Source organism: Geodermatophilus sp. CPCC 206100 (assembly GCF_048569675.1).
In the GTDB taxonomy this organism is placed as follows: Bacteria; Actinomycetota; Actinomycetes; order Mycobacteriales; family Geodermatophilaceae; genus Geodermatophilus.
The window spans coordinates 1-12,857 of sequence record NZ_JAQISV010000011.1; the positions used below are offsets into that span (position 1 = coordinate 1).

Consider the following 12,857-nt stretch of genomic DNA (forward strand, 5'->3'; position numbering starts at 1 on the left):
CCGGGAAGTTGGGCAGCGTGGACAGGTCGTTGCCGAAGCTCGCCGTCTCACTGGTGAACCGGTTCCCGGTCAACTGCATGCCATCACCGGAATCACCCGCCAACCGGATGACGACGCGGTCCAGCTCCACGACGCTCTTGACCAGGCCGCCGGGAGCCGAGCCGGCCGCGGTCTCCGTCGGGACGTGGGGGGAGGTGGTGGTCACCTGACTCCTTCCGGCCGGGCCGTCGCGAGAGACGACCTCCTCGGGCTGGTGCCGGCGGCGACAGGACGCGGGCGCCGCTGCCCGGACCTGCGGAAAGCTACCGCCCTGTATCGCTGGGCGCTATGGACCGGCGAGAGGATTCCTCTGCACGGGATGCTAGGCGGCGAAGAGATCTGTCGCTAGGGTGATTGCGTGCCGAGAAGCAACAATTCTGCCGCCCCGCCAGCCGCGGGTGCGGCGGTGCGGCTGCGGGGAGCGATCGCGCGGATCGACCGGTTCCTCTCCCGCGAGGGAGCCGGTGGGCTCACCCGGACCCAGGTGTCGGTGCTCTTCGGCCTCGTCCGCTTCGGCGAGCAGCGGATCGGTGACCTGGCCGAGCGCGAGGGGGTCAACCCGACGATGCTGTCGCGGGTCGTCGCCCGGCTGGACGACGACGGGCTGATCCAGCGGGTGCCGGACGCCCGCGACGGGCGGGCCGTCCTGGTGGCGGCCACGCCGGCCGGCGAGCAGCTGGTCGCCCGGTTGCAGCACGAGCGGGCCCGGGCGATCGCCGGGTACCTGGAGGGGCTGGAGGCCGAGGACGCGCGGCGGCTCGAGGCCGCGCTGCCGCTCCTGGAGGGGCTGGCCGACCACCTGCACCAGCGGCGGACCGGCGGCTGCGGCCGGAGCGAGCAGGACCGGTGACCGGCGGCGGGGCGGCGTCCGCGTTCGTCCGCAGGGTGTTCGCCTCCCTCGACAGCCGCAACTACCGCCGCTACCTCGCCGGGCAGGCCGTCTCCTACACCGGCACCTGGATGCAGACCGTCGCGCAGGCCTGGCTGGTGCTCCAACTGACCGGCTCCGGCACGGCGCTCGGCGTCCTCGCGGCACTCCAGACGGTCCCGGTGCTGGTGCTCGGGCCCTACGGCGGTGTGGTCGCCGACCGCACGGACAAGCGCCGGCTGCTGATCGCCGTCCAGTCGGCGATGGGCGCCCTCGCGCTGGTCCTCGGCGTCCTCACCCTCACCGGCGGAGTCGCCCTCTGGCACGTGTTCGGCCTGGCCTTCCTCCTCGGGCTGGGGCAGTGCTTCGACAACCCCGCCCGGCAGGCCTTCACCCTGGAGATGGTCGATCCCGACCGCGTGCGCAACGCGGTGACGCTCAACTCCGTCCTGGTCAACGCCGCCCGCGCGGTCGGGCCGGCCCTGGCCGGCCTCGTGATCGCCGCGGGCAGCACCGGGATCTGCTTCGTCCTCAACGCGGTCAGCTTCGCGGTCGTCGCCCTCTCGCTCACGAGGCTGGACCGGTCGGCGCTGCGGCCGACACCCCCGACCGGACGGGCCCCCGGTCAGCTGCGCGACGGGCTGCGCTACGTCGCCCGCACCCGCGAGCTCGCCGTCCCCCTGCTGATGATGGCGCTGGTGGGCTGCCTGGCCTACGAGTTCCAGGTGGTGCTGCCCGTGGTCGCCGAGCAGACCTTCGCCGGGGACGCGCGCGCCTACGGCCTCATGACCGGGGCCATGGGCGTCGGCGCGGTCCTCGGGGGGCTGGTGGTCGCCGCCCGGGGTCGCACCGGCATCCGGGCGATGGTGCTCTCCGCCCTCGCGTTCGGCGCCGCCATGGCGGGAACGGCCGCGGCGCCGTCCCTCCCCGTCGCCGTCGCGGCCCTCGTGCTCGTGGGGACGGCGAGCATCAGCTTCCTGTCCGCGGGCAGCAGCACGCTGCAGCTGGCCGCGGCGCCGACCATGCGCGGCCGGGTCATGGCCCTGTGGTCGGTGGCCTTCATCGGGTCCACCCCGATCGGCGGGCCGATCGTCGGGGCGGTCGCCGAGCACGTCGGCGGCCGCGCCGCGCTGGCGGTCGGGGCGGTCACCTGCCTGCTGGCCGCCGCACTCGGCACCCTCCTGCTCCGGCGTCCACCCCGGGCGGTGCCAGTGCCCGACTGACCGGTCAGGGACCGAAGTCCGCGGAGTCGGTCATCACCTCGATCAGGGTGGGCGTGTCCGCCCGGGCGGCGCGGTCGAGGCTGTCGCGCAGGGCCGGGAGGGTGTCGACCCGCTCGCCCGGCACCCCGAACGCGGTGCTGATCTCCGCGATGCGCGGCCCGGCGATGTCGACCCCGGGGAAGGTGGCCTCCTCGACCGCCCGGCCGCCGAACCGGCGCAGCGCGGCGCCGACCGCGGCGTAGCGGCGGTTGTTGAGCACCACGTAGGTCACCGGCAGCCCGCTGCGGGCGGCCGACCACAGGGCCGGCAGCCCGAACTGGAACACCCCGTCGCCGCAGACCGCCGCCACCCGCCGGCCCGGCATCCCCATCGCGATGCCCAGCGCGGCGCCCATGCCCCAGCCGAGGGAGCCGGACGTCGACCCGAAGTAGTCGTCGGGACCGGTCTGGCAGGCCGCCTGCTGCAGGATGCCCCCGGCCGTGGTCGCGTCGCCCACCAGCGCCGTGCCGCGCAGCGCCTCGGTGAGCACCCCGACGACGTCGGCGGGACGCAGCCCGTCGCCGGCCGGGCGGGCCGGGCGCGCCGGCGCGGGCGGCAGCGACGGCACGATCCGCGGCGGGGCGTCCGGCAGCGCCGCGAGCAGCGCCTGCAGCACCAGCCCCTGGTCGCCGACCAGGCCGACCGCCACCCCGTAGGTGCTGGCCACGTGGCGGGCGTCGGGGTGGCTGTGCACGACCGGCAGGCCCGGCGGCACGGGCGGGTGCGACGACCGCTCGAACTCGTTGAACATCCGCGCGCCGAGCACGACGAGGAGGTCGGCCTCCTGCACCAGCGGGTGCCCGACGTCGTACTGGCCGCGGAAGTGCGGGTGGTCGGTCGGGAACCCCGGTCGCTCGAAGCCGCGGCGGTCCTCGTGCAGCACCGGCGCGCCCAGCAGCTCGCTGAGCCGGACCAGGCCCCCGACCGCGTCCGCGCGGCCCACCTCGGTGCCCGCGACCAGCACCGGCCGCTCGGCCGAGGTCAGCAGGGCGGCGGCGTGCTGGACGGCCCCCGCGGACGGCGCCGTGCGCGAGTCGAACCGGAACGCCGCGACGTCGGGCACGGGCACCTCGGCGGTGCTCTCCAGGAGGTCCTGGCTCAGGCCGACCCAGACCGGCCCGGCCGGCTCGGTGACCGCCGTCCGGAACGCGCGGTTGACGTCCTCGGGAACCGACTCGGTGCGCAGGGACTGCCAGTCGGACTTCACGTACTGCGCGACGAGCTCGCGCATCTGCGGAGCGGTCGTGAACCCGCGCCGCGACTGCACGACCGCCGGCTTCATCCCGTTGAGGACGACGACGGGGGAGTAGGCCAGCTGGGCGGCGACCAGGTTGGCCAGCCCGTTGGTGAGGCCGACGTTGGCGTGCAGGTAGGCGACGCTGGGACGCCGGGTCGCGCGGGCCAGGCCGTCGGCCATCGAGACGGCGACCGCCTCGTGCGTGGTGAGCACCAGCTCGACGTCCCGCCGGTCGACCAGCGCGTCCAGCACGGCGGCCTCGGTGCTGCCCGGGCAGGTGAACAGCCGGGTGGCGCCCCAGTCCCGGACGACGTCCAGCAGGGCCGTGACGACCGGCCGCGGCGGTGTGCCCACTACTGCTCCTCTGTCGGTCCTGGTCGATCCACGGGCGTGGAAACCGCCCGCGCCGTCCTCAGACGGTCTGCGCGCCGAGGGAGTCCCGCAGCTGCTGCAGGGCCGCGAGGGCCTGGCCGTGGTTGCCGTCGCCGACGTGGTCGTGGGCCTCCCAGAGCAGCTCGAGCCACTCCTGCGCGCCGGGCCGGCCGTCCTTCACCGCCATGTCGGCCAGCGTCCACAGGGCGTCGATCTCCGACTCCCGGTAGGCCAGCTGGTCGGCCTGCGGCGACACCTCGACCTGGCCGATGACGGCCGACACCGTGACCGCGTCCAGGGCCTGGACGTCGACGACCCGCCAGGGGTCGGCCTCCTCGATGGGGGTCGGCGGGGGCTCCGCTCCGTCGAACCGTTCCGCGCTGTCCACTCGCTCCTCCTGGGGCACTCCGGTTCTCCTCCTCCGCGGTGCGGCCCGGGCCGGGGCCGTGCCCCGGCCCGGGCCGTGGGTCAGACCGGCTCGGTCGCGGGCGCCTCGGCCCGCGGCGGCATGATCTCCTCGGCGCACTCCTCGACGGCGGTGTTGAAGTCCCCGTGCGTCGAGACGACGTCGAAGCCGCGGGTCCGGAAGGACCCCGGCCGCGAGGCCAGCGGCGGCTCGATGCCCTTCTGCAGGTCCTTGGCGACCCGCAGCAGCCGGCGGCGCATGGCGATGATGGCGACGTCGCTGGTGCCCAGGTGCTCCTTGCTGCGGTCGAGCACCGGCTCCATCGTCTCGGTCATCGCCCGGTCCTCCTCGGGCGGCGTGCCGTAGATGCCGCTGAACCGCTTGGTCTTCTGGACCTTGCGGTCGATCAGGAAGTCGTTCTCCTTGACCAGCGACGACCGGCGGGTGTCGATGATGTAGCCGTCGGGCAGCTCGAAGGGCGCCAGCGGCTGGTGCACCGTGCGGTCGTTGGCGATCGCCTCCTCGGCCGACAGGGCCCGGTGCGGGTGCCACACGAAGGCGAACGACGTGGTGTGGAAGTCGTCGATCGGGACGACGATCCGCCCCGGCCGCTCCACCGACCCCGGGGTCTCCGAGGTCGAGGGCATCAGCCAGTGGGAGAAGCGCCAGTAGTAGTCGTCCTCGCCGCCGACCCGCCGGCCGCCGTAGACGAAGCCGTAGTCGGTCTCCTTGACCGTCAGGGACGGCGCCTTGTCCTTGGCGACGTACTCACCGAAGTTGGGCACGAAGCGGGCCCACTTCAGCGCCTTGCCCTGCTCCAGCGGCCGGTGCAGGAAGGAGACGTGGGCGGTGTCGATGTCGCCCTCGAGAGTCTGCAGCCAGTTGCACTCCACCAGGCTGGAGTTGATGACCCGGTGGTTGTCGGGGACCTCGGCCCACTCGTAGTGCGGGAACTCCGGCTGCAGCTCCGGGGGGCCCATGTAGGTCCAGACCAGGCCACCCTTCTCGATGGTCGGGTAGGCGGAGATCTTCACCTTGTTCTTGAAGTTCGACGTCGGCGGCTCCGACGGCAGGTCGACGCACGTGCCGCCCACGTCGAACTTCCACCCGTGGTAGACGCAGCGCAGGCCGTTCTCCTCGTTGCGGCCGAAGAACAGGTTGGCCCGGCGGTGCGGGCACCAGGTGCTCACCAGGCCGACGCGGCCGTCGGTGTCGCGGAAGGCGATCAGGTCCTCGCCCAGGATCCGGCACCGGACGGGGGCGCCGTCGCGCTCCTCGATGTCGGCGCTGGCGATGGCCGGCAGCCAGAAGCGGCGGAACAGCTCACCCATGGGGGTCCCGCGCCCCACCTGGGTCAGCAGCATGTTGTCCTCGGGACGCAGCACTGCACTCACCGTCTCTCAGTTCGTGGAACCGGGTCCTGGGTGTCGGCGGTCGCCGGCCAGGGGAGGGGCAGGGGCGGAGGCCCGGACCGGTGGCCCGGGCCTCCGCCGCCGGGTCAGCCGGCGAAGATCTCCTTGAACTTCGTCAGCAGCTCCGTCTGGGCGTCGAGCTCGTCGAAGGACGCCGGCTTCTGCTCGGCGACGTTCGGCAGCTCGTCCAGCGCCGGGATGCCCTCCGGAGGGGCGACGCCCTCACGGACCGGCATCTCGTTCTCCTCGGTCGCGAGGCAGGTCTGGCCGTCCTCACTGACCAGCCAGCTGGTCAGCAGCCGGGCGGCGTTCGGGTGCGGCGCGTTCGTGATGACCCCGGTGTAGTGCTTGGTGAGCGGCGTGGCGCCCTCCACCGGGAACACGTAGCGCAGGTCGGTGCCCTCCTCGAGAGCCGGACCGGTGATCTGGTCCAGCCCGCCGAGCATGACGTCGTACTCGCCGGTCTTGAGCGCCTCGATGGCCGGTTGCACGCCCTGGATGAACGCCGGCTCGTTGGCCGCGAGGGCCTCCAGCCACTCGTCGTCGACGACGCCGGTGTCCATCAGCGACTGCAGGATGCTCAGGCCGGCGCCGGGGACCGTGGGGTCGGGCATGACGATCCGGCCCTTGAACTGCGGGTCGACCAGGTCGTCCCAGCTCTTCGGCGCCTCGGCGTCGGGGACGTTCGCCGAGTTGTACGCGATCCCCGACAGCCGCTGGCTGTCGTTGATCATCGCGTTCTCCGGCCCGTAGGCCGCCTCGGAGATGCCCTCGACGTCCGCGGGGACGTACTCGGTGAGGATGCCGTCGCGGATGAGCGCCAGCATCGAGGTGTTGCCGGTCCGGAGGACGTCGCCGACGTTCTGGCCGCTGACGTGCTCCTGCTGCAGGCGGGCCTGCGTCTCACCGACCATGTACTGGGTCTGGACGGTGATGCCGGAGTACTCCTGCGAGAACTGGTCGTAGCAGGCCGTGCCGGTCTTGATCCCGTAGACGACGACGGTGTCCTCGCCGGCCTCCTGGGCGGCCTGGTACAGGTCGTCCATCGACTCGCCGCCCTCGGCGGAGCCGCCTCCGCCGCCGCCACCCCCGCCACCAGCGGCCGCGTCGCTGTCGCTCCCACCGCAGGACGCGAGGAGCAGGCAGAGGCCTGCCGCCGCCGCAACCGCCCGCACCGGGTGTCGCCTCATGCCACTCATGCACTCTCCTCCATCAACCGTTGATCTCGATGAGCTCGTCGGGGGCGATCCGCAGGTGGATCGTGTCCCCGGCGGCGGGGGAAGCAGCCGGGCCGGCGCTCCTGACCTCTGCGTCCGGGATCCGGGCGATGAGGCCGTTCTGGCCGACCCGGACGCGGTACTCGACGTCGTCGCCGAGGTAGGTGACGCCCTCCACCTGAGCGGCGAAGCACTGCTCGTCGGCCGCGGACTGCGGCACGAGGTGGAAGGCGTTGGCGCGGGCGGCGACCTCGACCACGGTGCCGGGCTGGTGATCGGTCACGGTGGTGAAGCGCAGCAGCGGCCCGTCGCCGCCCAGCCGCAGCAGCGGCCGGCCGGCGGCGGCCTCGACGACCTCGGCCTTGAGGATGTTGTCGAAGCCGATGAAGTCGGCGACGAAGCGGTTGGCCGGCTTGGTGTAGATCTCGCGCGGCGTCCCGATCTGCTGGATGACGCCGAGCTTCATGACCACCACGCGGTCCGACAGCGCCATCGCCTCGGTCCGGTCGTGGGTCACGTAGACCGAGGTGGTGCCCAGCCGCTCGTGCAGGCTGCGCACCTCGCGGCGCATCTGCGAGCGCAGGATGCTGTCGAGGTTGGAGAACGGCTCGTCGAAGAGCACCACCCTCGGCTGGTTGACCAGCGCGCGGGCCAGGGCGACCCGCTGCTGCTGGCCGCCGCTGAGCTTGCTGGGCAGGCGCCCGGCGATCTCGCTGAGCCCAACGGTGGCCAGCATCTCCTCGACCCGGCGGTTCACCTCGGCCTTGTCGACGTCCTTGCTGCGGTTGAGCGGGTAGGCCACGTTGGCGAAGGCGGTCATGTGCGGCCAGAGCGCGTAGCTCTGGAAGACCATCCCCATGTGCCGCTTCTCCGGCGGCACGAACACCCCGCGCTCGAGGGAGACGATCGGCGTCCCGTCGAAGAGGATCTCGCCGCCGGTCGGGCGCTCCAGCCCGGCGATGCAGCGCAGCGTCGTCGTCTTGCCGCAGCCGCTGGGGCCCAGCAGGCTGACGAACTCCCCGTCGGCGATCTGGAGGTCGAGCTCGTCGACGGCGCGGACGCCGCCGTCGAACTCCTTGGTCAGGCCCTTCAGGTCGATCTGCGACATCGTCACTCTCCTCCGGAGGCGGGACGGGTGGGGACCAGGACCGGAGGGAGGTCCGGCTCGGCGGCGACGGGGACCGGGATCGCCGCCTGGGCGGTCTCGGCGGGGGTGGCGGCAGCCGGCGTGGGGGCTCCGCGGGTGACCAGCCGGGTGCCCACGATCCGGAGCACGGAGCCGAGGGCCAGGACCAGGGCCATCGCGCCGAGCATCACGCAGAAGACCGCGGCGGCCTGGGACGACTGCCCGGAGTCGAGCAGCTGGAGCAGGACGACCGGGACGGTCTGGCTCTGCGGACCGGAGAGCATGACCGGGATGGCCAGGTCGCCGGCCATGATCACGCCGACGATCAGCCACCCGGCGAGCAGGCTGGGCAGGATCAGCCGCAGCACGATGCCCACCGCGGCGCGCGTCTGGGACGCCCCGTGGATGCGGGCGGCCTCCTCCAGCTGCCGGTGCACCTGCGCGATGGCGGCGTTGGCCAGCCGGACGGCGATCGGCGTGGACACCACGATGAGGCCGAGCATCACGATCCAGGTGGTCGCGAACAGCCCGCGCAGGAACGGCACCGACAGGTAGGCCCACAGCATGCCGAGCGCCAGCACGATGCCGGGCAGGCCCCACGGCAGCCAGGTGGCGCCCTCGAGGAACCAGCGGAACTTCGACTGCGAGCGCTGCACGATGTAGGCGACGACGACGGCCAGGAGCACCGCCAGGAAGCCGCCGACCACCACGATGAACGCGGTGTTCTGCAGCGCCTGGACGACCAGCGGCGAGTCGAAGATCGCCCGGTAGTGCTCCAGCGTCAGGGACGCCGACAGGACGCCGAACTCCGGCTGCAGCGAGCCCAGCACCAGCTGGACCAGCGGGAAGGCGAGCGCGACCAGGGCGTAGACGACCACCGCCGCGGTGCAGGCGTACTTCCACCGGCCCAGGTCGACCAGCTCGATCCGCTGGCCCTTGCCGCCGACGGTGGTGAACTCGCGCTTGCCGATGAACCGCCACATCAGCAGCACCAGCACGAGCATGATCACCATGACCAGCACGGCGAGCGCGCTGGCCTGCGCGTAGGACGGCGGGAAGCTCGTCGTCAGGTAGTCGTAGATCTGGGTGGAGAAGACCTGGATGCCGGCCGGGCCGCCGAGCAGCAGCGGGACGTCGAAGGACTCCAGGCCGCGTACGAAGCCCATGAGCCCCAGGGCGAGGAGCACCGGCGCGAGCACCGGCAGCTCGATGCGGAAGAAGGTGCGCCGGCGGCTGACCCCGGCGATGAGGGAGGCCTCGCGCAGCGCGGGGTCCAGGGTGCGGAAGATCCCGAGCATGAGCATGTAGTTGATCGCGGTGATCTTCAGCGTGCTCACGCTGATGATGCCGCCCCAGGACCGGATGTTGATCGGCCCCTCCTCGACGGGGATGAACGTCCGGAGGAGCTGGTTGAGCAGGCCGACCCGCTCGTTGCCGAGCATCGCCCAGCTGATGCCGAAGAAGAGGAACGGGAGCGTGATCAGCGCGACCATCAGCGGCGTCACCAGGCGGCGCCCCGGGGTGTTGGTCTGGGTGACCATCCAGGCGAAGAAGACCGCGAGGGTCAGCGAGAGCGTCGTCGTCGCCAGGGCGTAGGCCGCCGAGTTCCACAGCAGCTCGTAGGTCTCGCCGGAGGTGTAGGCGTCGACGAAGGCCTGCCCGGACCACTCGCCGGGGAAGCCCGGGGACGAGGTGCGGAAGGCGCCCACCACGACCATCACGGTCGGGTACACGAACAGCACGGCGACGGCGACGCTGAGCAGCAGCAGGGCGACCAACGACAGGATCCGTCGGGGCCCGCCCGCCGTCAGGCGGCGGAACGCGCTGGGCGGGTCAGTCCGGTCCGGTCGGACCGCCGTCGAGCCGGCGGGTGGCATGGGTCTCCCTGGGGCGTCGGCTGTGGGTGAGCGTTCACACAGATGTGGTCTCGATCACCACACTCGGGTGGGTGCGAAGGTAGTCAGCCACTCCGGGATAGGGGAATAGTCGCGGACCGAGTTCCGCATCCGGGAATAACGTTGCCCAACGGTGTCGTCACGATCCGGCGTCGGGGCATGACGAGGACCGGCCGGTGCGCTATGTTGCGCCGCCGGCCGGTCCCCGGTCGCCGGTCCGGGGTCGCCCGGAGGGGCTCCCGGTCCGGTCCCCGCCTCAGGCCCCCGGGGTCACCGTGATGGCCTGGGTCGGGCAGAGGAAGACCGCGTCCTGGGCGGCCGCGAGCGAGTCGGCGCCCGCCTCCTCGCGGTGCTGCAGGTTGCCGTCGTCGTCGAACCAGAACAGCTCGGGTGCGGCCAGCACGCACTGGCCGTGCAGCTCGCAGACGTCGGGGTCGACGGAGATCCGAGCGGTCACGGGGCGACCTCGTGCGCGGGGACGGGCTCCCGGAAGCGGAGCCGGGCCGGCAGGCTCACCGGGCCGTGGTTGACGAAGCTCTTGAGGTAGGGCAGGTCCTCGGGGGCGGCCAGCAGCTCGAGGTCCGCGAGCCGGTCGAGCAGCACCTCGATGACGACGCGGCCCTCCAGTCGGGCCAGGGACGAGCCGAGGCAGGCGTGCGCACCCTTGCCGAAGGCCAGGTGGGCGGCGGCGTTGGGCCGGTCCAGGCGCAGGTGCGGGCACTCGGCCCACGCCTGCTCGTCGCGGTTGGCCGAGCCGTAGAGGACGAACACCCGCGACCCCTCCGGGATCGTCACCCCGCCGACCTCGGCGTCGGCCATGGCGAGCCGGTAGAAGCCCTGGATGGGCGCCTCCAGCCGCAGCGACTCCTCGATGAAGTTCTGCACGAGCGCGGGGTCGGCGCGCAGCTGCTCGACCAGGCCGGGCGTGCTGCCGAGCAGGGCGATGCTGCTGGCGATGTGGTGGGTGGTCGTGATGTTGCCGGCGACGATGAGCTCCACGACGAAGCTCACGCACTGCCGGCGGGTGAGCTCGCCGGCCCGCTCGACCGCGGCGATCTGGGACAGCACGCTGGTGTCGACGGTGCCGTCCCACTGGTCGAGCAGTCGGCTGATGTAGCCGGAGAACGCGTCCTGCACCTGCTCGCGGCGCACCGGGTCGCCGCCGTGGTTGCCCACCGACGCGGTGATCTCCTCCGACCACTCGCGGAACTTCGCCACGTCCTCCAGCGGCACCCCGAGCACCATGCTGATCACCCGGACCGGCAGCAGTGCGGCCAGGTCGCGGACGAGGTCGACGTCCGCCAGCTCGCGCAGGCGGTCCACGTGCTCCTCGGCGATCTGCCGGACCTGCGGCTCCCAGGCGGCGATCTTCGAGGGGGTGAAGGCGCGGTTGACGATCGAGCGCCGGGTGGTGTGCTCCGGCGCGTCCGACAGCAGCAGCAGCGGGCTCAGTGGCTGCTTCGGGTTGGCCGGGTCGGCGGGCGGGAGGATCCGGCCGACGGTGTTGCGCGAGGAGAAGGTGCGCCCGTCCCGCAGGACGCGGACCACGTCGTCGTGCCGCGCGACGACGAAGGCGTCGATCTCCGGGGCGTAGTGCACCCCCTCGTCGCGCAGTCGCTCGTAGACGCCGGCCGGGCAGCGCAGTGCCTCCGGTTCGAGTTCGACGAGGGGGGACAGCGCAGACATCGGGACCTCCGGGAACGGGTGGGGCTCCCGGGCAAACTACCGGTGCGTGTCCGACGTCACGCAATGGACGGCGACAGGATTCCGGTATGCCGAACGCCGGCCGGTCGCCTCAGCGGGTGATTGAGCTCCGGAGCGCAGAGTCCGGCCAGCAGAATTCCTGCCCGAGTCTTGTCCTCTCCGCCGAACGCTGCACTAGTGTCGGCCGTCACAGGGCCGGGTCGCGGGCACACCGTGCGTACGGCCCTGTCCCGACGAGACCACGAGCGCGTGGCCCCGGACGCCGCGCGGCGCCGAGCGGCCCACCGCTCGCGAGGAGGCCCCATGAAGATCGACGTCCACGGCCACGTGAGTGCCCCCGAGTCGCTGTACGCCTACAAGGCCAACCTCCTCGCGCACCGCGGCGCGCACGGGCGCGGCACGGCGGGGGTCACCGACGACACCCTGCGCGCGGCGCTGAGCGAGCCCAACAAGAGCTTCGGCGGCCAGTCGCACCTGCAGCACCTGGACGAGGCCGGCGTGGACATCCAGGTGATCTCGCCGCGGCCGTACCAGATGATGCACAGCGAGCAGGGCAAGCTCGTGCAGTGGTACGCCGAGGAGACCAACGACGTCATCGCGCGGACCTGCCGGCTGGAGCCGGAGCGCTTCCGGGGCCTCGCCGGCATGCCGCAGAGCATGGAGCTGACGCCCGAGCAGTGGACCGCCGAGCTGCGCCGCTGCGTGACCGAGCACGGCTTCGTCGGCGCCCTCCTGAACCCCGACCCCTACGAGGGCAGCGCAGTGCCTCCGGCCCTGGGTGACCGGTTCTGGTACCCGGTGTACGAGGTGCTCAGCGAGCTCGACGTCCCCGCGCTGATCCACTCCGCCGGCTGCCGGCCGCCGGCCCGGGAGAGCTACTCGCTGCACTTCATCCAGGAGGAGACGCTCGCTGTCGTCGGGCTCCTGCAGTCCCAGGTGTTCACCGACTTCCCCGACCTGAAGATCATCGTGTCGCACGGCGGCGGGGCGATCCCCTACCAGCGCGGGCGCTTCGAGCCCGGGGCGCTGCGCCAGGGGACGACGTTCCGCGAGCAGCTGCGCAAGCTCTACTTCGACACCTGCCTCTACAGCCAGGACTCCATCGAGCTGCTGCTGCGCGCGGTCGGCGTCGACCGCTGCCTGTTCGGCAGCGAGAAGCCGGGCACCGGGTCGATGCGGAACCCCGAGACAGGCCGCTGGGTCGACGACATCCACCTGCTCATCGACGACATCGACTGGCTCGACGACGGCGAGCGCAAGCAGCTGTTCGAGACCACCGCCCGCGAGCTGTTCCGCATCTGACCGGCTCCGCGCGACCG

11 protein-coding genes and 1 pseudogene are annotated in these 12,857 nt (G+C 72.4%); 3 read left to right on the top strand and 9 right to left on the bottom strand.

What is annotated here, in order from left to right; translation table 11 throughout:
• Positions 1-205: pseudogene (locus PGN05_RS05985) on the bottom strand (2-oxoglutarate ferredoxin oxidoreductase subunit alpha); the annotation flags it as partial.
• Between the two features lie 192 nt (positions 206-397).
• Between PGN05_RS05985 and PGN05_RS05990 the strand changes: the two are divergent.
• Together PGN05_RS05990 and PGN05_RS05995 are read left to right on the top strand one after the other, a co-directional pair.
• Complete coding sequence (locus tag PGN05_RS05990; protein WP_419751616.1) at positions 398-889, top strand: MarR family winged helix-turn-helix transcriptional regulator; 492 nt, start codon at positions 398-400, stop codon at positions 887-889.
• Entirely contained in the window at positions 886-2,130 is a 1,245-nt protein-coding gene (locus PGN05_RS05995; protein ID WP_419751617.1) for an MFS transporter, read from the top strand. The genes PGN05_RS05990 and PGN05_RS05995 overlap by 4 nt, the downstream gene beginning before the upstream one ends.
• Before the next feature lie 4 nt (positions 2,131-2,134).
• On the opposite strand, the gene PGN05_RS06000 is transcribed toward PGN05_RS05995, so the two are convergent.
• The 8 genes from PGN05_RS06000 to PGN05_RS06035 all read right to left on the bottom strand — a co-directional run bounded on the left by PGN05_RS06000 (position 2,135) and on the right by PGN05_RS06035 (position 11,520).
• The gene (locus PGN05_RS06000) at positions 2,135-3,760 is read right to left on the bottom strand and encodes a thiamine pyrophosphate-binding protein (protein WP_419751618.1); all 1,626 of its coding nucleotides are present in this window, start codon (positions 3,758-3,760) and stop codon (positions 2,135-2,137) included.
• 58 nt (positions 3,761-3,818) lie between these two features.
• Positions 3,819-4,166: a hypothetical protein gene (locus PGN05_RS06005; RefSeq protein ID WP_419751619.1), complete on the bottom strand. Its 348-nt coding sequence runs from the start codon at positions 4,164-4,166 to the stop codon at positions 3,819-3,821.
• Between the two features lie 80 nt (positions 4,167-4,246).
• The gene (locus PGN05_RS06010) at positions 4,247-5,569 is read right to left on the bottom strand and encodes a Rieske 2Fe-2S domain-containing protein (RefSeq protein WP_419751620.1); all 1,323 of its coding nucleotides are present in this window, start codon (positions 5,567-5,569) and stop codon (positions 4,247-4,249) included.
• Positions 5,570-5,682: 113 nt separating this feature from the next.
• A complete protein-coding gene (locus PGN05_RS06015; RefSeq protein WP_419751621.1) occupies positions 5,683-6,795 on the bottom strand; it encodes an ABC transporter substrate-binding protein in 1,113 nt (370 codons plus the stop codon).
• Between the two features lie 13 nt (positions 6,796-6,808).
• Positions 6,809-7,921 (bottom strand): ABC transporter ATP-binding protein, encoded by a 1,113-nt coding sequence (locus PGN05_RS06020; RefSeq protein WP_419751622.1) that lies wholly within the window; start codon positions 7,919-7,921, stop codon positions 6,809-6,811.
• Between the two features lie 2 nt (positions 7,922-7,923).
• Positions 7,924-9,717: an ABC transporter permease gene (locus PGN05_RS06025; protein WP_419751623.1), complete on the bottom strand. Its 1,794-nt coding sequence runs from the start codon at positions 9,715-9,717 to the stop codon at positions 7,924-7,926.
• A 373-nt stretch (positions 9,718-10,090) separates the two neighbouring features.
• The gene (locus tag PGN05_RS06030; RefSeq protein WP_419751624.1) at positions 10,091-10,291 is read right to left on the bottom strand and encodes a ferredoxin; all 201 of its coding nucleotides are present in this window, start codon (positions 10,289-10,291) and stop codon (positions 10,091-10,093) included.
• Complete coding sequence (locus PGN05_RS06035) at positions 10,288-11,520, bottom strand: cytochrome P450 (RefSeq protein WP_419751625.1); 1,233 nt, start codon at positions 11,518-11,520, stop codon at positions 10,288-10,290. Before PGN05_RS06035 ends, PGN05_RS06030 begins: the two co-directional genes overlap by 4 nt.
• A 321-nt stretch (positions 11,521-11,841) precedes the next feature.
• On the opposite strand from PGN05_RS06035, the gene PGN05_RS06040 reads away from it, so the two are divergent.
• Positions 11,842-12,840 carry an amidohydrolase family protein gene (locus PGN05_RS06040; protein ID WP_419751626.1) on the top strand — a complete coding sequence of 333 codons (999 nt, stop codon included), beginning with the start codon at positions 11,842-11,844 and terminating at the stop codon, positions 12,838-12,840.
• Positions 12,841-12,857: the final 17 nt, after the last annotated feature.